General features: G+C 34.4%; 29 protein-coding genes, 1 tRNA gene and 3 other annotated features. Of the genes, 8 read left to right on the top strand and 22 right to left on the bottom strand.

Annotated elements, in window-relative coordinates:
* Nucleotides 1-61 precede the first annotated feature (61 nt).
* Together BMW29_RS04590 and BMW29_RS04585 are read right to left on the bottom strand one after the other, a co-directional pair.
* Complete coding sequence (locus BMW29_RS04590) at nucleotides 62-2098, bottom strand: ABC transporter permease (protein ID WP_092650818.1); 2037 nt, start codon at nucleotides 2096-2098, stop codon at nucleotides 62-64.
* Nucleotides 2085-2852 carry an ABC transporter ATP-binding protein gene (locus BMW29_RS04585; protein ID WP_092650816.1) on the bottom strand — a complete coding sequence of 256 codons (768 nt, stop codon included), beginning with the start codon at nucleotides 2850-2852 and terminating at the stop codon, nucleotides 2085-2087. The genes BMW29_RS04590 and BMW29_RS04585 overlap by 14 nt, the downstream gene beginning before the upstream one ends.
* 195 nt (nucleotides 2853-3047) lie before the next feature.
* On the opposite strand from BMW29_RS04585, the gene BMW29_RS04580 reads away from it, so the two are divergent.
* Together BMW29_RS04580 and BMW29_RS04575 are read left to right on the top strand one after the other, a co-directional pair.
* Nucleotides 3048-3725, top strand: coding sequence for a response regulator transcription factor (locus BMW29_RS04580; protein ID WP_092650814.1), 678 nt, complete (start codon nucleotides 3048-3050; stop codon nucleotides 3723-3725).
* 12 nt (nucleotides 3726-3737) lie between these two features.
* Complete coding sequence (locus BMW29_RS04575) at nucleotides 3738-4793, top strand: sensor histidine kinase (RefSeq protein ID WP_092650812.1); 1056 nt, start codon at nucleotides 3738-3740, stop codon at nucleotides 4791-4793.
* 154 nt (nucleotides 4794-4947) lie between these two features.
* Here BMW29_RS04575 and nrdG read toward each other — a convergent pair whose 3' ends face one another.
* The 9 genes from nrdG to BMW29_RS04530 form a co-directional block, all read right to left on the bottom strand.
* The gene (gene nrdG, locus BMW29_RS04570; protein ID WP_092650810.1) at nucleotides 4948-5514 is read right to left on the bottom strand and encodes an anaerobic ribonucleoside-triphosphate reductase activating protein; all 567 of its coding nucleotides are present in this window, start codon (nucleotides 5512-5514) and stop codon (nucleotides 4948-4950) included.
* A 64-nt stretch (nucleotides 5515-5578) separates the two neighbouring features.
* Nucleotides 5579-7723, bottom strand: a complete 2145-nt coding sequence (gene nrdD, locus BMW29_RS04565; protein WP_177165672.1) for an anaerobic ribonucleoside-triphosphate reductase — start codon at nucleotides 7721-7723, stop codon at nucleotides 5579-5581.
* 413 nt (nucleotides 7724-8136) lie between these two features.
* Nucleotides 8137-8496: a 50S ribosomal protein L20 gene (gene rplT / locus BMW29_RS04560; RefSeq protein WP_092650806.1), complete on the bottom strand. Its 360-nt coding sequence runs from the start codon at nucleotides 8494-8496 to the stop codon at nucleotides 8137-8139.
* An 84-nt stretch (nucleotides 8497-8580) separates the two neighbouring features.
* Nucleotides 8581-8781 carry a 50S ribosomal protein L35 gene (gene rpmI / locus BMW29_RS04555; RefSeq protein WP_092650804.1) on the bottom strand — a complete coding sequence of 67 codons (201 nt, stop codon included), beginning with the start codon at nucleotides 8779-8781 and terminating at the stop codon, nucleotides 8581-8583.
* Between the two features lie 29 nt (nucleotides 8782-8810).
* On the bottom strand, nucleotides 8811-9332 hold the full coding sequence (infC, locus tag BMW29_RS04550) for a translation initiation factor IF-3 (RefSeq protein ID WP_092650802.1): 522 nt from the start codon (nucleotides 9330-9332) through the stop codon (nucleotides 8811-8813).
* Between the two features lie 28 nt (nucleotides 9333-9360).
* Nucleotides 9361-9497 (bottom strand) — a sequence feature (ribosomal protein L20 leader region).
* A 49-nt stretch (nucleotides 9498-9546) separates the two neighbouring features.
* Entirely contained in the window at nucleotides 9547-10095 is a 549-nt protein-coding gene (locus BMW29_RS04545; protein WP_092650800.1) for a cysteine hydrolase family protein, read from the bottom strand.
* Nucleotides 10096-10119: 24 nt separating this feature from the next.
* Complete coding sequence (locus tag BMW29_RS04540) at nucleotides 10120-10815, bottom strand: 5'-methylthioadenosine/adenosylhomocysteine nucleosidase (protein WP_092650798.1); 696 nt, start codon at nucleotides 10813-10815, stop codon at nucleotides 10120-10122.
* 14 nt (nucleotides 10816-10829) lie between these two features.
* Complete coding sequence (locus BMW29_RS04535; RefSeq protein ID WP_245706227.1) at nucleotides 10830-11096, bottom strand: hypothetical protein; 267 nt, start codon at nucleotides 11094-11096, stop codon at nucleotides 10830-10832.
* Nucleotides 11089-11643: an NUDIX hydrolase gene (locus BMW29_RS04530; protein ID WP_092650794.1), complete on the bottom strand. Its 555-nt coding sequence runs from the start codon at nucleotides 11641-11643 to the stop codon at nucleotides 11089-11091. Before BMW29_RS04530 ends, BMW29_RS04535 begins: the two co-directional genes overlap by 8 nt.
* A gap of 225 nt (nucleotides 11644-11868) precedes the next feature.
* On the opposite strand from BMW29_RS04530, the gene BMW29_RS04525 reads away from it, so the two are divergent.
* The 5 genes from BMW29_RS04525 to BMW29_RS04505 all read left to right on the top strand — a co-directional run bounded on the left by BMW29_RS04525 (nucleotide 11869) and on the right by BMW29_RS04505 (nucleotide 14858).
* Nucleotides 11869-12477: a 5-bromo-4-chloroindolyl phosphate hydrolysis family protein gene (locus BMW29_RS04525; RefSeq protein WP_092650792.1), complete on the top strand. Its 609-nt coding sequence runs from the start codon at nucleotides 11869-11871 to the stop codon at nucleotides 12475-12477.
* A gap of 48 nt (nucleotides 12478-12525) precedes the next feature.
* Complete coding sequence (locus tag BMW29_RS04520) at nucleotides 12526-13713, top strand: toxic anion resistance protein (protein ID WP_092650790.1); 1188 nt, start codon at nucleotides 12526-12528, stop codon at nucleotides 13711-13713.
* Nucleotides 13714-13885: 172 nt separating this feature from the next.
* Nucleotides 13886-13959 (top strand) — tRNA-Arg (locus tag BMW29_RS04515).
* A gap of 211 nt (nucleotides 13960-14170) precedes the next feature.
* On the top strand, nucleotides 14171-14491 hold the full coding sequence (locus BMW29_RS04510) for a DUF898 family protein (RefSeq protein ID WP_092650788.1): 321 nt from the start codon (nucleotides 14171-14173) through the stop codon (nucleotides 14489-14491).
* An 88-nt stretch (nucleotides 14492-14579) separates the two neighbouring features.
* Nucleotides 14580-14858, top strand: a complete 279-nt coding sequence (locus tag BMW29_RS04505) for a hypothetical protein (RefSeq protein WP_092650786.1) — start codon at nucleotides 14580-14582, stop codon at nucleotides 14856-14858.
* A gap of 37 nt (nucleotides 14859-14895) precedes the next feature.
* Here BMW29_RS04505 and BMW29_RS04500 read toward each other — a convergent pair whose 3' ends face one another.
* Entirely contained in the window at nucleotides 14896-15150 is a 255-nt protein-coding gene (locus tag BMW29_RS04500; protein ID WP_092650784.1) for a hypothetical protein, read from the bottom strand.
* A gap of 111 nt (nucleotides 15151-15261) precedes the next feature.
* Between BMW29_RS04500 and BMW29_RS04495 the strand changes: the two genes are divergently transcribed.
* Nucleotides 15262-15738 (top strand): universal stress protein, encoded by a 477-nt coding sequence (locus BMW29_RS04495; protein WP_092650782.1) that lies wholly within the window; start codon nucleotides 15262-15264, stop codon nucleotides 15736-15738.
* A gap of 45 nt (nucleotides 15739-15783) precedes the next feature.
* On the opposite strand, the gene BMW29_RS04490 is transcribed toward BMW29_RS04495, so the two are convergent.
* From BMW29_RS04490 to BMW29_RS04445, 10 genes are all read right to left on the bottom strand, one after another.
* Complete coding sequence (locus BMW29_RS04490; protein ID WP_092650780.1) at nucleotides 15784-16974, bottom strand: acetate/propionate family kinase; 1191 nt, start codon at nucleotides 16972-16974, stop codon at nucleotides 15784-15786.
* Between the two features lie 27 nt (nucleotides 16975-17001).
* The gene (locus BMW29_RS04485; RefSeq protein WP_092650778.1) at nucleotides 17002-18009 is read right to left on the bottom strand and encodes a class I SAM-dependent methyltransferase; all 1008 of its coding nucleotides are present in this window, start codon (nucleotides 18007-18009) and stop codon (nucleotides 17002-17004) included.
* A gap of 336 nt (nucleotides 18010-18345) precedes the next feature.
* The gene (rpmA, locus tag BMW29_RS04480) at nucleotides 18346-18630 is read right to left on the bottom strand and encodes a 50S ribosomal protein L27 (protein ID WP_092650776.1); all 285 of its coding nucleotides are present in this window, start codon (nucleotides 18628-18630) and stop codon (nucleotides 18346-18348) included.
* Between the two features lie 29 nt (nucleotides 18631-18659).
* Nucleotides 18660-18992 (bottom strand): ribosomal-processing cysteine protease Prp, encoded by a 333-nt coding sequence (locus BMW29_RS04475; RefSeq protein WP_092650774.1) that lies wholly within the window; start codon nucleotides 18990-18992, stop codon nucleotides 18660-18662.
* A gap of 15 nt (nucleotides 18993-19007) precedes the next feature.
* A complete protein-coding gene (gene rplU, locus BMW29_RS04470) occupies nucleotides 19008-19316 on the bottom strand; it encodes a 50S ribosomal protein L21 (protein ID WP_092650772.1) in 309 nt (102 codons plus the stop codon).
* Between the two features lie 15 nt (nucleotides 19317-19331).
* Nucleotides 19332-19415: a sequence feature (ribosomal protein L21 leader region), on the bottom strand.
* A 48-nt stretch (nucleotides 19416-19463) separates the two neighbouring features.
* Nucleotides 19464-20195, bottom strand: coding sequence for an amino acid ABC transporter ATP-binding protein (locus BMW29_RS04465; protein ID WP_092650770.1), 732 nt, complete (start codon nucleotides 20193-20195; stop codon nucleotides 19464-19466).
* 10 nt (nucleotides 20196-20205) lie between these two features.
* A complete protein-coding gene (locus BMW29_RS04460; protein ID WP_092650768.1) occupies nucleotides 20206-20835 on the bottom strand; it encodes an amino acid ABC transporter permease in 630 nt (209 codons plus the stop codon).
* Between the two features lie 27 nt (nucleotides 20836-20862).
* Nucleotides 20863-21654, bottom strand: a complete 792-nt coding sequence (locus tag BMW29_RS04455; RefSeq protein WP_092650766.1) for an amino acid ABC transporter substrate-binding protein — start codon at nucleotides 21652-21654, stop codon at nucleotides 20863-20865.
* Nucleotides 21655-21755: 101 nt separating this feature from the next.
* Nucleotides 21756-22017: a binding site (T-box leader), on the bottom strand.
* Nucleotides 22018-22042: 25 nt separating this feature from the next.
* The gene (minD, locus tag BMW29_RS04450; protein WP_092650764.1) at nucleotides 22043-22837 is read right to left on the bottom strand and encodes a septum site-determining protein MinD; all 795 of its coding nucleotides are present in this window, start codon (nucleotides 22835-22837) and stop codon (nucleotides 22043-22045) included.
* Nucleotide 22838: 1 nt separating this feature from the next.
* The gene (locus BMW29_RS04445; protein WP_092650762.1) at nucleotides 22839-23519 is read right to left on the bottom strand and encodes a septum site-determining protein MinC; all 681 of its coding nucleotides are present in this window, start codon (nucleotides 23517-23519) and stop codon (nucleotides 22839-22841) included.
* Nucleotides 23520-23524 lie beyond the last annotated feature (5 nt).

Raw genomic sequence — 23524 nt, 5'->3', positions numbered from 1 at the left:
GCCCAAATAAAATAGACTAAGCTAAAACAAACGAAATGTTTTAGCTTAGTCTGTTTTGGCTTTATGATTGAACCATACTGCCATTAACAATTTTATTATAGGCTCTTGCAGTAAAGAGGAAGAAAACAGCATAAATGAAGATAAACATGCCACAAGCGAGGAAAGTTAATAAAATTGAAGGATTCATAAATATGGAGCTAGCTAAGCGTAAAGCAAAAATTGCATGGGTAATCCCAACAATAATTGGTAAGGCAAAGACAAACCCAGTTTGTTTATAGACCGTTTTTTTAATTTCCTTACGATTGACACCAATTTTTTTCAAAATACGATAGCGTCCAATTTCTTCTTGTGCTTCTGATAGTTGTTTTAACATGATAATGCTTCCTGTTGCAACCATAAATACTAAGCCTAAAAAGGCGGCGACATACATGATTAAACCAAAGACAGCAAAGACTTCTTGGCTGACTTCATATTTAGTGATATAAGCTGCACGTGTTGCATCATTAAAAGCTGAAGCTTCCGTTGTTTGAGTCCGATTATCCTGTAAGGGAATACGCTGATTCTCAGAAACTTTTTCTGTCACTACTTTTCTAATCGCATTGGCTAAAGCTTTCATATCTTTCGCATTTGTCACATTGACAGCACGATAGTGATATTCTGGTTCAATCCCTTTGATTTTTTGGTAAGCCACATCACTTACAACCAATAGATTCATATTATAAGTGGTTACGGATGAAACCGGTGCCTCTGTTGCAATATCTTGAATGTCAAAAGTTTCATTTGAATCCTTTAAGGTAATGCTATTTCCTTTAGGTGAGTCGAAAAATTCATCAGAATACATCATTGAAATCAACAAAGTTTGCTGATTATTTTCTAATTGAACTTTTTTTCCTCCCTTATTTTTTTCAATCGACTGATTATAATCACTTTCTGAAATCACACTATAATAATCATCGACCTCTTCGCCATTGCCTTGTTTTACAGTATTTTTAGTTGTCGCCTCGACGGTTTTATAAGAAATCTCTGTTTCCGCTGTTATCTTGTGATCAGGATTTTGTGCAATCAATGCAGCAATTTCGCTCGCTGCTGCTGGATTTGATTCATCATAAACAATATCATAAGTTGTTGTTCTATCAACTTGATCTGACACATAAGAATAAACAATTGAAGCACCACCTACTGCACTTAAAGTTGTTGCACTTAGAATCGCAATGGTAGCTAAAGTGCTCGCATTTTTCTTGATTCTAAATAATAAGTTGCTAGTAGTAATTAAATTCATTCCACGATAATAGGTTTTCTTATTTTTCATTTTCATTTTGATAAAAACAACTAAAAAGGCGTTAAAGAATAAATAGGTTCCTATTATTGTAGAAAGAAAAATGACAATTGCGGCCATAAAGAAATCATTATGAAACAACTCAACTCCATGCATAAAATCATTGGCTAAATAATAACCAAATAACATCATACCAAGGCCAAGAATTCCAAAGAAATAGGAGAAAAATCCTATTTTTGGTAATTTATTTCCATCACTATTTGCTTTAAATAAATCAATTAAACGATAACGATAAACTAATGATGCATTTTGAATCGATGTAAACAGAAAAATGAGCACAAAGATGATAATGGTTTGGAACACTGCATTCATTGAAAAGCTAAAGCTTGCTGTCACATCAGATTGCATCATTCGTAATAAAATCAGCATAAACAGCTTGGATAAAATAACCCCTAATACAATCCCTGAGGCTAAAGCAACAACTCCAACAACCATGTTTTCCATAAAAAATAATTTAGAAATTTGAAGTTTTTTCATACCAAGTAAATTATATAAGCCAATTTCCTTTTTTCTTTTTTTAATGAAAAAATTGTTGGCATAAATCATAAATAAAACAGCAAAAACGAGAATCATGACACCAGAAAACTGTAAGGCTACATCTAATTTGGCAGATTTTGATGCAGCTGCTAGTAACGCCTCATCATTTGCCATACTCACAAAACTGAAATAAATCATAATAGAAAATGAGATAGAGAAAAAATAAATAACATAATCTGAAAACTGTGATTTTACATTTTTATAAGCCAGTTTAAATAACGTCATGACTAACCCCTCCACCTATAGTGGCTTGCATATCAATAATTTTTTGGAAGAATTCTTTTCTTGTTCCTGTTCTTCTAATTTCAGAGAATAGCACACCATCTTTAATAAATAAAATACGATTACAATAGCTAGCTGAAAAAGCATCATGAGTGACCATTAGGATAGTTGCCTGTTCCTTTGTATTGATTTCAGTTAAATATTGCAATAATTCTGTTGCCGATTTTGAATCTAGTGATCCAGTCGGTTCATCTGCTACAATCAATTGTGGCTTTGTAATCATCGCTCTCGCTGCTGAAACTCTTTGTTTTTGTCCAATAGATATTTCATTTGGATATTTTTTTAATAATTGATCAATCCCTAAAATTTTTGTTACATAAAGCACTCGACCTTCCATATCAGAAACAGGCTGTTTGTCTAAAGCTAATGGTAATAAAATATTTTCTTTCACAGTTAAGGAATCCATTAAGTTAAAGTCTTGGAAAATAAAGCCTAACTCATGACGTCTAAAGGTGCTCAGCGCAGCATCCTTCATTGTTGTTACATCTGCCCCACCAATTTTAATATCGCCACTAGTTGGCTTATCAATGGTTGAAAGAATATTCAACAAAGTGGTTTTACCTGCCCCACTAGGTCCCATAATCCCTATAAATTCACCTTGCTCAATAGTAAAACTAATATTTTCTAGAGCTGTATATAAATTGCCTTTTTTACCATATGTTTTTTTCAAATGATTGACTTCTACTAAATTTGTCATTTGTCTCTCTCCTTTATTAATGATCTAACGTTATCATACCAAAATTTATTCCCCTACAAAATGGAAACTCCTTACAATTTATTTGTGTATCTTACAAAATTGTTAGCTGAATTTTGCTCTTCATTAGAATAACAGTTGCATCTGGCTTTTATTTTGTTTACCATGAGGATGAATGCGAAAGTGAGGCTAAATCATATGCAATTTAAAATTATGACAGTAGAAGATGATCGCGCAATTAGAGAAATGATTGCAGAAAATTTAACAAAGTGGCAATTTGAAGCTTTCACTACCACTAATTTTTCAAATGTATTAGAAGATTTTTTAGCAGAAAAGCCCCATCTGGTTTTATTAGACATTAATTTACCAATCTATGATGGGTTTTATTGGTGTCAAAAAATAAGAGAAGTTTCTAAAGTTCCTATTCTTTTTATTTCCAGTCGCAATAATAATATGGACATGGTCATGGCAATGAATATGGGTGGAGATGACTTTATTAGCAAACCATTTTCAATTGAAGTCTTAATTGCTAAAATCAATGCTACCTTGAGACGTTCTTATGATTATGTTGATTTACAAACAGATATTTTAGAACATCAAGGGATTATTTTAAATTTAGATAGTGGAACATTAAAGATTAATGAACAAATTATTGATCTGAGTAAAAATGAATATAAATTATTGCATATTTTAATGAAAAATCATGGGAAAATCGTCAGTAGAGATAAACTTTTACGTAGCTTATGGGATGATGAGCGCTTTGTAGATGATAATACCTTAACTGTAAATATTAATCGCTTAAGAAAAAAATTTGAGTCTGCTGGTGTGGGCCATTTTATTGAAACAAAAATTGGACAAGGATACATCATTCCTTAAAGGAGTCTGACGATGAATATATTGAAATATTTAAAAGATCAATTACTACTTATCACTTTTTGGTGCTTTCATCTGATGATTATTTTACTGATTTTATTTTTAGATCATCATCTGACCTTTCAATTAAACAATGTTATTTACTTAACGCTCCTCTCCCTTTTCTTTTTCATTATTTTTTTAACAGGCTTTTACTTCTATAAAAAAAGCTGGTATCAAGCGATAAAAGAAAGAAAGTCTAGTCAAAAAGATGGTTTATTTTTACCTTTAGAAGAAGCACGTAGCGAAGAACAAAAAATGACACAAGAATATGTAAATAAGCTACTGCTTTACCATCAAGAAGCAATTGCTCAGCTTGAACATGAACAGATTGAACGAAAGGATTTTATTGATAGTTGGGTTCATGATATTAAGCTTCCTTTAACTGCAACTGGGCTTATTTTAGAAACCATTGAAGAGGATATTTCAGAAAAAAATTTCCTATTATTAGAAGAAGAAACGAGAAAAATCAGCTATTATGTAGAACAAGTGCTTTACTATTCACGGTTAGATGCATTTTCTAAAGACTATTTGATTCAAGAAACACCTTTACACAAAGTAATCAACACAGTTATTCGTGAAAATGCCCCTTATTTTATTCAAAAAAAACTTACCTTCAAGCTGGTTGGTGAAGATTTTCAAGTATTAACAGATGAAAAATGGCTACGATTTGTTTTAGCTCAAATTGTCTCTAATGCCATTAAATATACACCAGCTCATGGGGAAATCTCTATTTCGTTGGAACAAAATCAACAAGGTATTTGGCTAAGTGTAACAGACACAGGCATTGGGATTCCTCCTGAAGATCAAAAAAGAATTTTTGACAAAGGTTTTACAGGCGCCAATGGCCGAAATGAACAGCATCATTCGACCGGCATTGGTTTATATCTAGCAAAAAATTTAAGTAAAAAATTAGGGCATGAACTGTTTGTTACATCTGAGCTAGACAAAGGAACAACGATTCAAATCCTCTTTCCATTCCTCACCTTTTATAATGATCACCAAGGTAACCAATTAGAGATTCAGCATTAAAAATAAAAGCTTTTCACCTATCTAACGGATAGCGTAAAAGCTTTTATTTTTATTTTATTGATAAATGATGTCCTCGTAAGAATTATCTCAGACAAAAACGAAAGAAAAAGTGCTTCTGTAAACGGTGGTCAAAAATCAGGCTCTCACTACTTTACTAGTTTCCCTCTATCATTTTTCCCCATAAAATCACACGATTCTCTGCTAATGATTTTTGGACATCAATAATGCGTTGATTGCTACTCCCTCTAAATTGTAAGGTTAAATCCTTTTTAGAAAGCTCAAAACGGCCATCTACTAAAATATCTATTTTGTTTAATAAGGCTAATTTATCCTCAGTTTCAAGCATCATTTCATCCCAAGTATAACCTGTCCAAGACCAGATATCTTTGGTATTGCCAAACTCTGCTCTCATACGATTCACTATTTTTAGGGCCACTTCTGTATTTAAGAAAGGCTCTCCACCTAATAGGGTTAATCCCTGGACATAAGGTTGACTTAGGTCTGCAATGATTTGATTTTCTAATGCTTCTGTATACTCATAACCATAATTAAAGGATTGAGCAACTTTATTATAACAGCCCTCACAGGCAAATAGACAACCACTTAAATATAGACTACAACGTACACCTTCGCCATCAACAAAGTTAAAGGCTTTATAATCAGCCACTTTATTTTTGGTCAAATCTTTAGATTGCCATTCTTTTGGTTTTGGATCACGCATGACATTCATCTTCTTTCTTTTAAAAAAAACTGCCCAATTTTCACTGGGCAGATTTACTTTTCTATTACATATGCTTCACACGGGCTGAAATTTCTTTGTGTCTCCCATGAACCATTGGACGCGCTTGAGGGTTTCCTAAATAGCCACAAGTACGTTTGACAACATCACAAGTTTTTGGATCATGATTGCCGCACTGAGGACATTCAAAACCTCTTTCTGTTGGATCAAAATCTCCATCAAAGCCACATTCATAGCAGTGATCAATCGGTGTATTTGTTCCTAAATAGCCAATACGATCATAGGCATAATCCCATACGGTTTCTAAAGCTTTTGGATTTTGACGCATATTTGGATATTCACAATAATGAATAAAACCGCCAGAAGCATAAGCTGGATAATCCTTTTCAAAATCTAATTTTTCGAATGGTGTTGGATTTTTTCTGACATCATAATGATAGCTATTTGTATAGTAATCTTTATCTGTAATATTCTCTACAACCCCAAATTTTTCTGTATCTAAACGACAGAAGCGATCCGTCAAGCTTTCACTTGGTGTTGAATAGATACTAAAATGATAATCAAATTCATCTGACCAAGCATCTGTTTGTGCTTTCATTAATTTTAAAATATCTAAAGTAAAGGCTTTTGCCTCTGGATTTGTTTCCCATTCTCCACCATAAAAGACTGAAGCAACTTCATATAAACCAATATAACCTAATGAAACAGTTGCACGACGGTTTTTAAATAGTTCATCAACAGACTCGCCTTTTTTAAGGCGTTTACCAAATGCACCATGCATATATAAAATAGGCGCATTTTCTGGCATTGCTTCTTTGACACGTTCCACACGATAAACTAAACCATCTTTACAGATTTCTAAACGATCTGCTAAAATTTTCCAGAATTTCTCTTGACTGCCACCAGATTCCATTGCAATTCTTGGTAAGTTCAAGGTTAGTACCCCAAGATTCATTCGACCTGAATTGACTTCATTACCTGCTTCATCTTTCCAGCCTTGTAAAAAGGAACGACAACCCATAGGTGTTTTAAAGCTTCCTGTTAATTCAACGAGCTTATCATACATCAATACATCTGGATACATTCTTTTGGTTGCACATTCTAATGCTAACTCTTTGACATCATAGTTTGGATCTGACTCAGCTAAGTTTAAGCCGCGCTTGATTGCAAAAATTAATTTAGGGAAAATCGCAGTTCTATGTTCAATCCCAATCCCTTTGATACGGACTTTTAAAATAGACATTTGAATTTCACGTTCAATCCAGCTTGTGCCTAATCCAAAGCCTAGTGAAGTAAATGGGGTTTGACCTTGAGAAGAATAAAGGGTATTAATTTCATATTCTAAGCTTTGCATGGCATCATAAATATCTTTTTTAGTGCGAGATTTAGCAAATTCAAGCTGTTTTGCTTCGCCTTCAATCCATTCTTTTGCGGTCTCTAAGTGCTTCGCATAATTGCGTTCTGCAAATGGCGCTAATACTTCATCGACACGGTCAGCACTACAGCCACCATATTGACTTGAAGCCACATTGGCAATGATTTGTGCCATTTGTGCTGCAGCTGTTTGAATAGATTTTGGACTTTCTACTTCTGCATTCCCAATTTTAAAGCCTTCTGTTAGCATCGATTTAAAATCAATCAGACAACAGTTTGTCATTGGTTGATAGGGTTGATAATCCAAATCATGATAATGAATATCCCCTTTTTGATGCGCATTCGCAACATGTGGTGGTAACATCTTTAAACCAATTGATTTCCCAACAATTCCAGCAGTTAAATCACGTTGCGTATTAAAGGCCTCACTATCTTTATTTGCATTTTCATTGACTACTGTTTGGTCTTTTTGGATTAATTTTTCAATACTAAAATTAATATCAGTGGCTTTATTTCTTTCAAAATCACGATTTGTCCGATAATTAATATACTCTTTTGCTAAGGCAAATTGTTCTTCATCTAACAAGGTATGCTCTACAATACTTTGAATTTCATATATTTTTATATCAGAATAGAAACGCGTCTCAATCTCTTCATTAATTTTGTTCATGATTTCTTTTAAGTTTGCAGTTGTTTCATCTGTTAATTCAAGGTGAATGTTTTTACTAGCTTTTAGTAAGGCTTCATATATTTTTTGATCATCAAAATCAACAGATCGACCATCTCTTTTAATGACTTTAATTGTTTTTACCATCATCTTAATCTTCCTCCTTGTTAGCTTTCGCACTTACTATTCTACCTTATCTCCAAGAAAGAAACAACCAATATCTAGTGATTTTTAAACTTTTTTTCAAAATATTAACTATATATTGTGTCTACCACATTTTTCTTATTTTGTAAATTATTATCTTCATTTCTCATTAAATACTTTTTTCACTAAGTTTTCCCTCATCTTTTATTCTTGTTTCTATTTTTGGCTCTTAATTTGGCTCCCTACACCTTATTTACCTTTCTGCAGTTTAGCCTTTTCCCCATTATTTTCATTTTTTTCGTTCAATTTTTTGAAAACGACTGTTCTTCATCCTATCTTAAGTCAAGTTATGCTATTATTGTAAATTGCACAAAAAAAAGACCAAGAAATAAAACTTATTTCTTGGTCTTATATGAGACTTATTTGTTTAAAGCAGCTTTTGCTTGATCAGTTAAAGCTGTGAACGCAGCAGGATCATGTACTGCCAAATCAGCTAACATTTTGCGGTTAATATCAATACCAGCAACTTTTAATCCATGCATTAATACACTGTAGCTCAAGTTATTCATACGAGCACCTGCATTAATACGTGCAATCCATAGTTTACGGAAATCACGTTTCTTTTGACGACGATCTCTGTAAGCATATTGATATGATTTCATTACTTGTTGGTTCGCAACCTTGAAAAGAATGCTCTTTGAACCATAGTAACCTTTTGCTAATTTAATAATCTTTTTACGGCGTTTACGGGTAACTGTTCCACCTTTAACTCGTGGCATAGTAAATTCCTCCTCATAAGTAGTTCTCTATTATTGAAAACTCTTCTTCATAATTTTTATAGTCATTGGCTTTTCAAATAAAGACTACTTCATTTGAGATAATTGTTGACGAATACGTTTGAAATCGCCTTTTGAAACCATAGATGCTTTGCGTAATTTACGTTTTTGTTTAGTTGATTTGTTCGCAAACATATGGCTTGTAAAAGCGCTATGACGTTTTAGTCCGCCGTTACCTGTTCTTTTGAAACGTTTCGCAGAACCGCGGTGTGTTTTTTGTTTTGGCATTTGTATTTCCTCCTCAAAATCAATCGATATTACTTATCATTCTTTGGTGCTAAGACCAAGAACATACTACGTCCATCCATTTTTGCTTTTGATTCAACAGTTGAAACATCAGCTGTTTCTTCAGCTAAGCGATCTAAAACACGTTGGCCAATCTCTTTATGAGTAATAGCACGACCTTTAAATCGGATAGATGCTTTCACCTTATCTCCTTTTTCAAGGAACTTACGTGCATTACGTAATTTTGTATTAAAATCATTCACATCAATTGTAGGGCTTAAGCGCACTTCTTTAATGCTTACAACTTTTTGATTCTTACGTGCTTCACGTTCTTTCTTTTGCTGTTCAAAACGATGTTTACCGTAGTCCATAATTCTAGCTACAGGCGGTTTTGCAGTCGCTGCTACAAGTACCAAATCAAGATTCGCATCTTCAGCAATCTTTAAGGCTTCGCTTTTAGACTTAACACCGAGCTGTTCTCCATCGCTACCGATTAGGCGCAATTCACGAGCACGAATGCCGTCATTTACCATCATATCTTTTGCTATGATCATCCACCTCCAAATAAGTTTAGAGAAATTAAGGCAGAAAAAAAGGCAAGTTCATTACTGAACCCGCCACTATACGAACTTACACGAATGTGTAAGATAGTTTCGTTATCTAGCCCAGTAACATCATTTGTTACTAAGGCGAGAAGCGGGTAGCTTCTGCTTTGTTTTCTCAACTCTCTTAGTATATAATCTTTTCACTTTAATGTCAAACTTTTTTTTACATAATGATGGTTGCGCCTAATGTTTCTTTAAAATGACGCAGTGCCCAATCATGTCCAATAGGATCAAAGCTTGCAACTGCATGAGCATGAATCACAATTTGATAGCCTAAGTTGTAAGCATCAATCGCTGTATGCAGGACACAAATATCTGTACAAACACCTGCTAAGTGAATTTCTTGAATGCCACGCTCTCTTAAACGGCTATCTAAATCAGTTCCACTAAAGCTAGAATAGTGTCGTTTATCTAGCCAATAGACTTGAGGTAAATTTTTGATTGCTTGATAAACTTGATTAAGTTGACCATATAACGCTCTACCAGTTGTCCCAATTAAATTATGTGGAGGAAATAGCTTGTTTTCCGGATGATAGTTATCATTTTGATCATGACCATCAACTGCAAAAACAAGCAAATCTTCTTGCGCAACAAATTGTTGTGTCAAGGCAACCAGTTCAGCTTCAATCTTTTGTCCTGCTTCCCCAGTTATTAACGCACCATCTGTTGCAACAAAATCATTGGTATAATCAATTAAAATAAGAGCTTTCATTTTAAATACCTCCTATTGTAATGGTTAAGCTAGATGGGTTAATAGCTGACAAACAAAATTGGCTGAACGTTTTCCAGCTTCAATAATGAATGTATCGAAATCAACCGTTGCTTCTTCGCTAGCAGTATCTGACATGGCACGAACAACAACAAAAGGTGTTTTGAAACGATGGGCAACTTGAGCAATAGCAGCTCCTTCCATTTCAGAAGCGTAAACATCTGGAAAATGTGCCAAAATCCTTTCACTTGCTTCTTTACTGGCAATAAATGAATCGCTTGAAACAATCAATCCAACATGTGATGGTAAAGCTGTTTCTGCCGCTGCTAGTTGCGCCTGTTCAACTAATGCTTTATCTGCAAGATATCTTGCTGGCATTTGTGGAACTTGTCCCATCAGATAACCAAAGGCGGTTACATCTACATCATGATAAGCCACTTCATTTGAAATCACAATATCACCAATTTCCATGCCTGATTTTAAAGCACCTGCTGACCCTGTATTAATGACTGCTGAAAAATCGCCTTGATTTAACAATAATGTTGTTGTTAAGGCTGCATTTACTTTACCAATTCCACAAAGAACTACCACGACTTCATGATTTTCTAGCAATCCCTCTGTGAAGGCTGCACCTGCAATTGTATATTCTTTGGTAATCGTCATTTTTTCTCTTAAAATCCGTAATTCTTCTTCCATTGCACCAATAATCCCAATCTTAGCCACACTATTCCCTCTTTCTATACAAAAAATAAAATCAACATAACAATCACAATTAAACTGGCCACAATGATAATTGCTTTATCTAAAATGGCACCCGCTTCTCTGCTTTTTGATCGTTCTTCTGTTCGACTAGTTGTTAATCTTCCCTCTTTTTTTAATTGCTTTTTATATTCTTTTTCTGCCTGTCTTCTTTTACGGTCACGTTCAATCAATTCTTGCTCTTCTTTTTCTTTCTGTGCACGTATTTCTGCTCGTGTTAAGCCTTCTTCTGACAATTTATTCACCTACTTTTTCTCGTTTCAATTTCCAAAACATCAAAGCATAAACTGTTTTAGCATCAATGATTTCACCATTTTGGTAGGCTGCCCAAGCTTCATTGAAATCCCATTCCAGTAGTTCAATAAACTCATCTTCATCCTGTGCTAATGGCTGTGCAACTTGATGTAAGCCTTCTGCAACATAGACATGTAACAATTCATCTGCAAAACCAGGTGAGGTATAAAAAGAAGTATCATAATAAAATGCTTTTGCTTGATAGGCTGTTTCCTCTTCTAATTCACGTTTTGCGGTTTCTAAATGATCTGTATCAGTTGGATCAATTTTGCCAGCTGGGATTTCAACAATCGTTTTTTCTAAAGCTTTTCTATATTGACGCACAAAAATCATTTTATCTGCTTCTACAAATGCAATAATCGCCACGGCTCCTGGATGCTTTACCAGCTCACGCTTTGCTGCTTTTCCATCAGGCAATTGCACATCATCCAAGAATAAATCAATGATTTTCCCCTGATAAATGGTTTCTCTATGTGTTGTTTTTTCTTCAAATTTCATCTTGTCACTCCTTCTGCTAGCTAGATTCAAATTTCTCTTCTATATCATACCGCCCACTACGAATTTGTGCAATTAGTTAACGAAAAATTAAAGAATCTAGGTTATACTAATAAAAAATCAATCTTAGGGCTGATAGCATTTCATCAAACAATTATGCTAATATAAGGGCATGATAAAGAATCGCAACTAGCAACTTTATAAACTGGAAATTAGGAGTGATCCACTATGAATAAAATAAAAAAAATGGCGATTTACTTACTTATTGTGACAACTGGTTTCTCTGTTTTCTACTTCTTTTTCGATGGCATCAGTGAAGATTTTCTTCCATTTTTTATCATTAGTTTGATTCTCTTCATTATCATCCTTCCTGATAAAAAGAAAAAAGCTTCTATCAAAAAGCAAGAACAATATGCAGCTTTAGGGTTAGATAAGCAAGAAATTGATTTTTTTAGAGAAACAATGTCTACAGCGAAAGAACAAATTGTCGCAATTGAAAAAAATATGATCTATACAACCAAGCTTCAAGCCATTGAAAGTCGTAACAATACAGTGAAGATTATGCATGGTCTATTCAAAGGGATTACCAATCATCCGCTTCGTTTACATGAAGTCGATCAATTCCTTTATGTGCATCTACCTTCCTTATTAGAATTAACCACGCACTACCTTGAGATCAATCAGCAAGAAATTAAAAATAAAGCAGTTTATGAAGCCATTAATGAGAGTGCTGAAGGAATTGATCAATTGTGTCAGGATATTTCACAGGACTATGCTACTTTCTTTACTGAAGAAAATGAAGAAGCAGTAACTGATGCAGAACATGCGAAAAAGTAAGAGCTTCATGATAAAATAAAGAGAATATAAACTAAGAGGTGTATCTATATGGAAGAAAAAGATAATTTAGTAGAATTAAAGGTTAAAGATGTGAGTAGTGAATTAGATGATTTATTAAACAACCCATTTGATGTTGAAAATCCAAAACCAGCAATGACTAAAAAAGAAATCAAAGCAGAAATGAGCTCCTCTTTATTAGATAAGCTCCCTATTGAAAGACAGCAACAAGCTAGAGAATTAGCTTCACAAATTAATGTTGCAGATGCACAATCTGTGATGTCATATGGTGCGGCTGCTCAGCAAAAATTGGGAGAATTTTCTCATACCATGTTAAATCATGTGCAAAATCAAGATACAGGTGATATTGGTCGTTCTCTTAATGATTTGATGTATCGTTTAACTGAAGCGAAGCCAAGTGAGTTACAAGCGCAGGAAAACAGTATGTTGAGACGGTTCTTTGGGAAAGCAAGACAGTCTGTTTTTGAAATGACTGCAAAATATCAAAAAATTGGGGCGCAAATTGATAAGGTTGCCTTTAAATTGGATAAAGAAAAAGAAGCTTTATTGAGTGATAACACTCTATTAGAACAGCTTTATGATAAAAATAAAGATTATTTCAATGCATTAAATATCTATATTGCAGCTGGTGAAGTGAAATTAGAGGAGTTACACCAGGAATTAATTCCAGCAGCTAATGAAAAAGCAACCGCATCAGGGGATCAAATGGATGTCCAAGCCGTTAATGATTTAAATCAGTTTGCTGATCGTTTAGATAAACGGACCCATGATTTAAGATTGGCAAGACAAATTACGATTCAACAAGCACCGCAAATTCGTTTGATTCAAAATACCAATCAGGCTTTGGCAGAAAAAATTCAATCCTCTATTCATACAGCAATTCCTTTATGGAAAAATCAAATTGCGATTGCCTTAACCTTAATTCGTCAAAAAGATGCGGTTACGGCTCAACGACAAGTCTCTGAAACAACAAATGACTTAATGAAGAAAAATTCAGAAATGCTGAAAACTTCCGCTATTGAAACAGCTATTGAAAATGAGCGTGGTATTGTTGATGTGGAAACCTTACAAAAAACACAAAGTGATTTAATTGAAACCTTACAAGAAACCTTGAAGATTCAAGAAGATGGTCGTCATAAACGTAAGGCAGCTGAACAAGAATTAGCTGTCATGGAAAATGATTTACGTGATAAATTATTAGAAATTACCACTAAATAAGTAAGAAAACCCTCTTTTATCTAATGATATGAGAGGGTTTTGGTATTCTTTTGTATATTTTATCAAAATTATCTTGAATATTTACACTGAACTATGTATAATTAGAAACGTAGTCATTTGAGTGACTCATTTATTTGCTACAACGACTTTGGTCAGTGTACAAATTTAACAGGTGTCCGTAGCTCAGCTGGATAGAGCACTCGCCTTCTAAGCGAGCGGTCGTGAGTTCGAATCTCCCCGGACACGTTATTTTAATCAGGAACTATTAGCAGAATGGAATTCTTGCTAATAGTTTTTTTGTGCCACATTATCTAAAATCATTTATTTCTGTTTAATCGACAATATAACGATATCTGCTACTAAAAAGCCCCCACTTTTTAAGATTACATTTGGAAAGCCTATCAAATCATGATAGAATAAAAATCTAATGATTATTTTATAAGGAGATTAAAAGTTTATGGAAATGAGAAATGGGAGAACATCATTTTTTGATGGGGGATTATTAAGTTTTATCGGTTGGTCATTATTAGGGGGAATCATTACAATCTTTACACTTGGTATTTGCTATCCTTGGGCTTTATGTATGGTATATGGTTGGAAAATTAATCATACCGTAGTTGAAGGAAAAAGATTACAGTTTAATGGGACAGCCGTTAGCTTATTTGGTCACTGGATTAAATGGTTGCTATTAACCATTATAACACTTGGTATTTATGGTCTTTGGGTAAGTATCAAACTAGAGGATTGGAAAGTCCGCAATACTACTTTTTCAAATTAATGCATTCTGAGGTCTTATTTTTTAACTAATTTTTATTATGTGCTATAATAAAAAAATAGTAACGCTTCAGAAAGTATGGTGTATTGATATGATTTATTATATCTTAATGGGCATTCTTGCCTCAATCTTTTTTATTATGGCCTGGTATTTATTAAGTGGCCGTGGTAGTAATATTTTACTTCAAAATCAAACCAATGAAAAAAATAAACAATTTTTTAAAATCAATGGATGGATCATGTTATTTTTTGGCGTCGCTTCTTGTGTCCTCATTTTTATTGATTCAAAAATGATTTGGTATATTTTCTTAATCTTAATTTGCTTATTTATTTTTCAATTTGCACGTGGGATTACTAAAAGATTATCATAAAAATAAGTAGTTTGCTTCGTATTTAAACAGGAGCAAACTACTTATTTTTTATGTCTCTTTCAGGAAATAATTCTTCTTGAATATAATCTAATGGACCTGCTAGTCTTTCTATTACAGAAAACATTTTAACTGAACCAACACCCTTTTTTTGTGAAAATTCTTCTAAGGCAGCCATATCAATCTCTCCTACATAGCGTATGCCTTTTTCTTTTGCAAAAGCTAAGAACATTTTAAAGGGACCTTTTCTAAAGGCAATTTCAATCAATACCTTACCTTTTTCCAATTTTCTCACCTACCTAGCTCCATTCTATCATTTTCAGCTTTTAATAACTATTATTTTAAAAATTCTTTTGAGTGTGTTAAACTCAAGGTGTAAAGAAGTTCAATAAAAGGGGTGTTTTCTATGTTAAACCAATATCACCACATTCTTGTAGCAATCGATGGTTCAGATGAATCAGAACGCGCTTTTCAAAAGGCTGTAGAAGTTGCTAAACGAAATCAATCAACCTTATTGCTCACTCATGTTATCGATACACGCGCCTTCCAAAGCGTTACGAGCTATGATGGTGCAATGGCAGAACAAGCAACTAAATCTGCTGAAACCACTTTAGCTGAATATCAAGCCTATGCCAAGAAGCAAGGAATTAAAAAAGTTGAAGTTTCTATCGAATATGGTTCTCCAAAAGCCATTATTGCCAAACAATTACCAGAGGAAAATAATATTGATTTAATTATGCTAGGTGCAACAGGGTTAAATGCTGTAGAACGTTTATTTATTGGTTCTGTTTCTGATTATGTCATTCGACATGCACATTGTGATGTACTCATTGTTCGTACCGGCTTAGATAATCAACCGATTGATGAAAAAAAAGAAGCATAAGCAAAAGGTAGTGAAGAACATTCTTCACTACCTTTTTTTACTTAATTATTTAGATAGACGCTCTACATCACGCGCAATCATTACTTCTTCATCTGTAGGAATCAGTAATACTTTAACTTTTGAGTCAGCTGTTGAAATTACACGTTCATCACTACGAACATTGTTTAATACCTCATCCATTTCACAACCTAAGAATGTTAAACCATCAATGATTTCTTTACGCATATTGATATCATTTTCACCAATACCAGCAGTGAAAATAATCGCGTCAACACCATTCATTGTTGCAGCATATGAACCAATGTATTTTTTGATACGATCTGCAAAAATACGTAGGGCAATATTTGCATCTTCATTTGTTAATTGTGCAGTTTCTAAATCACGCATATCACTTGAAACACCTGATAAACCAAGTAAACCAGATTGTTTGTTTAAAATATTAATGAATTCGTTAATATCAGTGATGTTTAATTTACCCATTAGGTAAGCAATCAATGAAGGATCGATATCGCCTGAACGTGTTCCCATTGTTACACCTGCTAATGGTGTGAAGCCCATTGAAGTATCAACAGATTTACCACCATCAATTGCAGTGATTGAAGCACCATTTCCTAGGTGAGCAGAAATTAATTTTAATTCTTCAATTGGTTTACCTAACATTTCAGCAGCGCGTTCTGAAACATATTTGTGGCTTGTTCCATGTGCACCATATTTACGTGCAGCGTATTTTTCATAGTAATCCATTGGAATGCTATATAAATAGCTTGTTTTTGGCATTGTTGTATGGAATGAAGTATCGAAAACTGCTACAGCAGTTACATTTGGTAATAATTTTTTGAACGCTTTAATTCCTGTTGCATTAGCTGGATTGTGTAATGGTGCTAAATCAGCTAATTCTTCAATTTGACCTAAAACTTCGTCTGTAATTAAGGCAGAATCTTTAAAAATTTCTCCACCTGCAACTACACGGTGTCCTACACCAGTAATTTCATCGAAGTTTGCAATGATGTTTAATTCCACTAATTTTTCTAATAATAACTCAATCGCTACTTCATGGTTATTCATATCTTGAATGACTTCAAATTTTTGATCTTCACCATATTTAATTGTAAAAATAGAATCATTTAAGCCAATACGTTCTACGATTCCTTTAGCGATTACTGTTTCTGATGGCATTTCAAATAGTTGCCATTTTAAACTTGAACTACCTGCGTTAATTGCAATTGTTTTTGTCATTTGTATTCAATCTCCCTTAGTTCGTTTTTATTTATTTTCTTTATGCCATTCTTCAACTTGTTTCATAAATTGAAGCATTCCTTGTTGATTTTTTAAATCTGGAATCTCAGCAAGCAACACTTGCTTAACAGGTAATATCTCTGTTCCTTTTTTCTGCAAGACATAAATAGATTTACGTGATGCTTCATTTTTAAACAGTCCTATAGGCAAATGGAAAATCCCTTGTAAATTACTTTGTGCAACAATTAGTTTTTGTAAAGCAGGTGCTTCTACAGAATCAAATAGGTTGCTAGGTGCCAGAAATATCCCATAACCACCTTCTTTTAAATACTGAAGGCTTTGTTCTATCAAAAGGTGATGTGCATAAGAGTGTCCTTCTGTTGCGGCAACTTCAAAATTTTTCGCACGATCATCATTAGGATAATAACCAACTGGCAAATCTGATACGACAATATCCACTGGGTCTACTAATAAGTCTTGCAAACCATCTTGATGGAATAATTGAATATTTTGTTGTTGCAAAGTTGTTCCTGAAGCGGCTAGTGCTAATAATAAATCATCAATATCTACACCAATTCCTGCAACTTGAATTTTCTTTGCTTCAAACAAATTGTAAATTGTAGACAATAGGTTTCCAGTTCCAACAGCTGGATCTAGTATGCGCAACTGCTCAGCTTTAACACCTACCATTTTTTCTGTCAAATAGCCCATCATAAAGCCAATTGCATCTGGTGTCATTTGATGATTGGGTTGTAGTTGGTCTTCTTTTGCACCTTTCAATAAGGCCAGTTGGTAGCTTTTTCTGATTTCTTCTGCAGGCATCTCATTAAAAGCATGCTTAGCATACAGCTCTTTTAACTGTATGACTGTTTGTGCATTTGGTAACCCGTCTTGAACATGAGGTACACCATCATTCAACATATTTTCACCAGTTTCCGCTAAGGCTTCTAAATAAGAAACACCTAATGCATTCTGTAGTATTTTTGTTGATTGATCAAAGCAACTAAAGAGTTGTTCAACAGCTGTATTTGTCACAAGTTCCACCTCATTTTCCCTGCATTTATATTGTGTTTATTTCCACAATATCTCTGTTCTATCATTTTACTCTACCTGTATCATTTTAACGAACTTTCCTTAAGGTTTCAAGCTAGAATTGATCTTTTTGGATATTTTAAAGAGATTCATTTAAAATTCTCATCAAGACATTAGGATGTCTCTGAAAACTCCTGTGGCAAATTTTTTCAGATACATCCTAGATTTTTTTTAATTCTCTGATAAATCCATAAAGAAAGCGCTTACTTATCCTGTTAAAAAAAATCCATTCTACTGTAAAAATAGAATGGATAAACGATTTGTTTAAATAATAAGCTCTTATTGAGCTACTGGATAAACAGAAACTTGTTTTTTGTCGCGGCCTTTACGTTCGAAACGTACAACACCGTCAACTTTTGCAAATAAAGTATCATCTCCACCAATACCTACGTTTACACCAGGGTAAATTTTAGTACCGCGTTGACGATAAAGGATTGAACCACCTGAAACAGTTTGACCATCAGCACGTTTAGCGCCTAAACGTTTTGATTGTGAGTCACGTCCATTGGCAGTAGAACCGCCCCCTTTTTTGTGGGCGAACATTTGTAAGTTCATTTTCAACATCTTGGATTGCACCTCCTGTTTTTATTCATTTACGATTTAACATCAATAAATGATGGATATTCTTTTACAAGGTCTTGCATCGTTAAATACAAGCTTTTTAAAAGAATTTGCGTAGTGGATAATTGCTCTTCACTTAAATCCTGAAGAATCTCTAGATAGAGGTAGCCACCTTCAACTTCATCCACTTCTACAAGCGGCTGAAACTGAGCTAACTTCTCCAAACTATTGACTGTTCCGATTGTTACTGCTGAGACAGCAGCACAGACAAGATCATATCCATACGGGCCAGATCCTGCATGTCCTGAAACCTCAAAAGAAACAATTTGTTTATCTTGATTGTGTTTAAAGGATACATGAATCATGACGCCACTTCTTTCTTACGCGTTAATTGCGTTAATAACAACTTTTGTATAAGGTTGACGATGACCTTGTTTACGGTGAGTGTGTTTTTTAGGTTTGTATTTGTAAGTAGTAACTTTCTTCTGCTTACCATGCTTCTCTACAGTACCTTCAACAGTAGCTCCTTCGATTGTTGGAGTTCCCACTTTAGTGCTTTCGCCACCTACTAGGATGACTTCATCAAATTTGATTGTTTCACCAGCTTCAACGTCAAGTTTTTCAACGTAGATTGCTTGCCCAACTTCAACTTTAACTTGTTTACCACCTGTTTTAATAATTGCGTACATTCTTTCGCACCTCCTCATTAGACTTAGACTCGCCGTTGTGAGTGACTTATTTTCTCAAATAAATGCTCAGGACTCATTTTCGTGCGGTTGTAGTTGTGGTGCTACACATTTACAACAAGAATATCATACCAAATATATCCGCTAGAGTCAATTCATTTCTGAAATGTCTTTGGTATTTGCCAGACTTGATTTTTTTAAAAATGTAGTAGCATCAATTGTTCTTGTACTAAATTTTTCGGCAAATGCTAAATCATGGGTTACAAGTAGGATGGCTGTTCCTGTCTTGGCTATTTCTTGGAGTAAGATACCTATTGTTTTGCTGGCTGCTTGATCTAGTGCTGAAGTGGGTTCATCAAAGCAAAGAACTTTTGGGTTTAACATTAATGCTCGTGCGATTGCTACTCGTTGTTTTTGACCACCTGATAAGGTATGTGGCATGACATGTATTTTATCTGCTAACTGAACTTGTGTTAATAAGGCTGTTGCTTGTTGAATCAGGTTTTGTTTTGAATCAAGTTTTTGGGCTAATGGTGCCTCAAGACAATTTTCTAAAATACTGAGATGGGGAAATAATTGAAAATCTTGAAACACCAGTCCAATTTGCTGTAAATAAGCTTTGATTTGTTTTTTGTGTGCATATTGACACTCGTTTTCTTTTGTCTCACATAAAGCAAGCTGGTCGATTTGAACACTTCCTTTATCAGCGCGTTCTAATGCTGTTAGTATGCGCATAAAGGTTGTCTTACCTGAACCAGAAGCACCTACTAATGAAACAATTTCATTTTTCTTTAAGCTAAAATTGAAATTGTTTAGAAGCACTTTTCCATTAAAGGTTTTACTGATATTTTTAGCTGTTAATATTGTCCTGTTTTCTGTCATTTTTTCCACCTCACTTGATCATTGACTTTTCAATTCGATTTAATCCTAGTGTAATCACACCTGTAATGATGAGATAAATAGCACCTACGAGAACAAAAGGTAAAAGTGACGCATAAGTATTTACCGCAATTTGCCCCGCACGAAGCAATTCTCCTAAGCCAAGCACATAAACCAACGAGGTATCTTTGACTAAAGAAATGACCTCATTTCCAACAGATGGTAAAACAATCCGCCCAACCTGCGGCAATATAATTCGCAGAAAACCTCTTATTTTACCAATTCCTAAAACCTGTATTGCTTCAAACTGCCCCTTTGGGATGGCTAAAATTCCACCACGATAAATTTCAGCAAAATATGCTGTATAATTTAAAATAAAGGCTAAGAGTGCAGCCGAAAATCGATCAAGGGTGACGCCAACAAGTGGTAGCCCAAAAAATGCAACCATTAATTGAAGTAGCAAAGGGGTTCCTCGCATGAAATAAATATACATTTGAAGAAGCCTAGAAAGTACTTTTGGCGCATAAATGCGGCTGATTGCAACAAGTATTCCTAATGGAATCGTTAGCACAGCAGTTAGACTAAATAATAGTAAGGTCATTTTTAAACCATCCATTAAAGATGGTAAGATTAATTGTAACATGGGTTCACCTCTCATTTTTTCCTTAAGCTATTCTCCAAACCATTTTTGATAGATTTTTTGATAGCTGCCATCTTCTTTTAGCTCAGTTAGAGCTTGATCTACTTTTTCTTTGAGTTTTTTATCAGACTTACGTATGCCAACACCATACTCTTCTTTGCCAAAATGATCTGTTAAAATACGATATTTGCTCTCTCCTTTTAATTGGATATAGTAACGTGCCAAAACTTCATCCGCCACTGCGGCCTCACTTCGTTTTGCTTCCAAATCGTTAAATACATCATTATTTGAAGGATATTGCAAAAGCTCTTTTAGCTGGTCAGCTGCAAGGTCTTTATCGTGATTCACAGCATCTACAGCACTTGATGATTGTTGTGCGGCCACAATTTTCTGCTTTAGTTCTATTTTTGTCTGAATTGGACTATCCTTTAAAACAATAATTGCTTGGGTGTTGTCTAAATAAGGTATTGAAAAAGCTACTTTCTCTTTTCGTTCATCAGTAATGGTATAGCCATTCCAAATTAAATCAATGTTCCCTGCATTTAATTCTGTTTCCTTCATTGACCAATCAATCGCTTGAAATGTCACTTTTAAATCTAATTTTTGAGCAACTGCCTTAGCTAAATCAACATCAAAACCAACAATTTCTCCCTGATCATCACGATAACTCATCGGGGCAAAGGTATCATCTAGGCCAATCACTAGCTCTCCTGATTGTTCAATTTCAGGATAGGAATCTTTTGCTGCCCTTTCATTTTTACCACATGCCGTCAGCATGAGTACACTTAACAGGGTTAACATGAACACACCGATTTTTTTCATTTTTATTTTCTCCCTTTCTGATATCAAAATAATTCCAGTGACTTGCTAAGGCTGCAGTCCTTAGACAACAAAAAAAGTCCCTTGATTTTCTTTATAGAAAATCAAAGGACGATATCAGTTATCACCGTGGTTCCACCTTTTTTCACAGTCATTTCACAATAACTGCCTCTTCACGTTCAAAACAACTAAACGCTAGTACTGTAACGGGTACACCCGGAATTGTTTACTAGGTATTGATCTAATTCACTGTTCAACAATCTGCTCTGAGCTGTGTGTTCAACAATAGGTCTTTAGCTACCTTCCACCAATGGTAACCTCTCTTTAAAAGCCACAAAGTTTACTTTTGCTCTTCCTTGCATTTCAATTAATTTTTTAAACTATAACATATTTATTTCTTTTTGCCAAACAATTTTGCAAAAAAGCTCTTTTTTTCTTCGTGAATCGTCATTAATGGAACTGTTTCACCTAAGATTCTTCTGACAATATTACGATAGCCTTGGGCAGCCTGATTTTTTGGATCTAAAATAACAGGCTCTCCTTGGTTTGATGAACGAATGACTGTATCATCATCGACTACTATTCCTAGTAATTCAATCGCCAAATGTGTTGTAATTTCATCAATATCTAATACTTCACCATCTTGCATCATCTTAGAACGAATGCGATTAATGACTAATTTAGGTGGTGCCATTTCTGCTTTCTCTAACAAACCAATCACTCGATCTGCATCTCGAACAGCAGAAATTTCTGGTGTTGCTACTACAATTGCTTCATCAGCACCTGCAATTGCATTTTGAAAACCACTTTCAATACCAGCTGGACAATCAATTAAAATATAATCAAAATCTGATCGTAATTCATCAATAATTGCTTTTACTTGTTCACCATTTATGGCTGTTTTATCTGCATGTTGTGCTGCTGGTAACAAATAGAGTTTATCATCAAAGCGTTTATCTTTAATTAAGGCCTGATGTAATTTAGCACGACCTTCAATCACATCGATAATATCATAGATAATACGATTTTCTAAGCCTAACACCACATCTAAGTTTCTAAGACCAATATCCATATCAATTAAGCAGACTTTCTTTTCTTGTAAAGCTAGCCCAGTACCTAAATTCGCGGTGGTCGTTGTTTTTCCTACGCCACCTTTTCCAGATGTTACAACAATTGAAATTGCCATTTTACAACAAACCTCCTGTTTGATTGCCCAGTTTTGGCTTAATAGCTCTAATCTGGTCAAGTTGATCAAAACTTAAAATATGCAAATCATTCACATATGCAAAAGTTGTATCTTCTAAGGGTTCATTTTTCCCCTTACCTTCAATAATTTGGACCTGCTCTCCAATTCTAACTTGAGCATCATGATTAAATTTGGCAAAAACAACTTTATCCTCGTCGCCAAGATAACCCGCATGAACAATCCCTTTTAACTCACCAAATAAATAAATATTGCCTGCTGCTTTTAATGTACCACCTTGATGAATGCTGCCAAGCAACATCACATCCCCTGGCATGGTCACCACTTGCCCATTTCTAACTGTTGTTACAAGTGTTGCCACATTTTCGGATTCTTTCCATAATGTGGCTGCTTCTTTAGTGAGTACATTGGTTTGAACTTTGCCTATTTTCATTGTGCTATGTTGCTCAACTAGCTGATAAACTTTGGCTAATTGTTCATCTGAGAGTAGTCGATTCTCTGTATCTACATGCACTGAAATCTCAGTACTCGCATTATTTTGTTTACTAATATTTAACAGTAGCTCTTCTAAATCAATGAGAATTTCTTCAAAAGAAGCCACATCATGCAAAACAATTGTATAGCCTTCTTTCGTTCCTTTTAACTTCACATTTTTTGTAGACATGATGT

Origin of the sequence: Isobaculum melis (assembly GCF_900111355.1) — a bacterium.
GTDB lineage: Bacteria > Bacillota > Bacilli > Lactobacillales > Carnobacteriaceae > Isobaculum > Isobaculum melis.
The sequence above is the reverse complement of the archived record's forward strand: the minus strand, read 5'-3'. Positions and strand labels throughout refer to the sequence as shown.

What these genes read in the sequence shown, in the direction of transcription:
- BMW29_RS04590 (WP_092650818.1), bottom strand. Translation starts at nt 2,098, where the DNA reads ATGACGTTATTTAAACTGGCTTATAAAAATGTAAAATCACAGTTTTCA.
- BMW29_RS04585 (WP_092650816.1), bottom strand. Translation starts at nt 2,852, where the DNA reads ATGACAAATTTAGTAGAAGTCAATCATTTGAAAAAAACATATGGTAAA.
- BMW29_RS04580 (WP_092650814.1), top strand. Translation starts at nt 3,048, where the DNA reads ATGCAATTTAAAATTATGACAGTAGAAGATGATCGCGCAATTAGAGAA.
- BMW29_RS04575 (WP_092650812.1), top strand. Translation starts at nt 3,738, where the DNA reads ATGAATATATTGAAATATTTAAAAGATCAATTACTACTTATCACTTTT.
- nrdG (WP_092650810.1), bottom strand. Translation starts at nt 5,514, where the DNA reads ATGCGTGATCCAAAACCAAAAGAATGGCAATCTAAAGATTTGACCAAA.
- nrdD (WP_177165672.1), bottom strand. Translation starts at nt 7,723, where the DNA reads ATGATGGTAAAAACAATTAAAGTCATTAAAAGAGATGGTCGATCTGTT.
- rplT (WP_092650806.1), bottom strand. Translation starts at nt 8,496, where the DNA reads ATGCCACGAGTTAAAGGTGGAACAGTTACCCGTAAACGCCGTAAAAAG.
- rpmI (WP_092650804.1), bottom strand. Translation starts at nt 8,781, where the DNA reads ATGCCAAAACAAAAAACACACCGCGGTTCTGCGAAACGTTTCAAAAGA.
- infC (WP_092650802.1), bottom strand. Translation starts at nt 9,332, where the DNA reads ATGATCATAGCAAAAGATATGATGGTAAATGACGGCATTCGTGCTCGT.
- BMW29_RS04545 (WP_092650800.1), bottom strand. Translation starts at nt 10,095, where the DNA reads ATGAAAGCTCTTATTTTAATTGATTATACCAATGATTTTGTTGCAACA.
- BMW29_RS04530 (WP_092650794.1), bottom strand. Translation starts at nt 11,643, where the DNA reads ATGAAATTTGAAGAAAAAACAACACATAGAGAAACCATTTATCAGGGG.
- BMW29_RS04525 (WP_092650792.1), top strand. Translation starts at nt 11,869, where the DNA reads ATGAATAAAATAAAAAAAATGGCGATTTACTTACTTATTGTGACAACT.
- BMW29_RS04520 (WP_092650790.1), top strand. Translation starts at nt 12,526, where the DNA reads ATGGAAGAAAAAGATAATTTAGTAGAATTAAAGGTTAAAGATGTGAGT.
- BMW29_RS04510 (WP_092650788.1), top strand. Translation starts at nt 14,171, where the DNA reads ATGGAAATGAGAAATGGGAGAACATCATTTTTTGATGGGGGATTATTA.
- BMW29_RS04505 (WP_092650786.1), top strand. Translation starts at nt 14,580, where the DNA reads ATGATTTATTATATCTTAATGGGCATTCTTGCCTCAATCTTTTTTATT.
- BMW29_RS04495 (WP_092650782.1), top strand. Translation starts at nt 15,262, where the DNA reads ATGTTAAACCAATATCACCACATTCTTGTAGCAATCGATGGTTCAGAT.
- BMW29_RS04490 (WP_092650780.1), bottom strand. Translation starts at nt 16,974, where the DNA reads ATGACAAAAACAATTGCAATTAACGCAGGTAGTTCAAGTTTAAAATGG.
- rpmA (WP_092650776.1), bottom strand. Translation starts at nt 18,630, where the DNA reads ATGTTGAAAATGAACTTACAAATGTTCGCCCACAAAAAAGGGGGCGGT.
- BMW29_RS04475 (WP_092650774.1), bottom strand. Translation starts at nt 18,992, where the DNA reads ATGATTCATGTATCCTTTAAACACAATCAAGATAAACAAATTGTTTCT.
- rplU (WP_092650772.1), bottom strand. Translation starts at nt 19,316, where the DNA reads ATGTACGCAATTATTAAAACAGGTGGTAAACAAGTTAAAGTTGAAGTT.
- BMW29_RS04465 (WP_092650770.1), bottom strand. Translation starts at nt 20,195, where the DNA reads ATGACAGAAAACAGGACAATATTAACAGCTAAAAATATCAGTAAAACC.
- BMW29_RS04460 (WP_092650768.1), bottom strand. Translation starts at nt 20,835, where the DNA reads ATGTTACAATTAATCTTACCATCTTTAATGGATGGTTTAAAAATGACC.
- BMW29_RS04455 (WP_092650766.1), bottom strand. Translation starts at nt 21,654, where the DNA reads ATGAAAAAAATCGGTGTGTTCATGTTAACCCTGTTAAGTGTACTCATG.
- minD (WP_092650764.1), bottom strand. Translation starts at nt 22,837, where the DNA reads ATGGCAATTTCAATTGTTGTAACATCTGGAAAAGGTGGCGTAGGAAAA.
- BMW29_RS04445 (WP_092650762.1), bottom strand. Translation starts at nt 23,519, where the DNA reads ATGTCTACAAAAAATGTGAAGTTAAAAGGAACGAAAGAAGGCTATACA.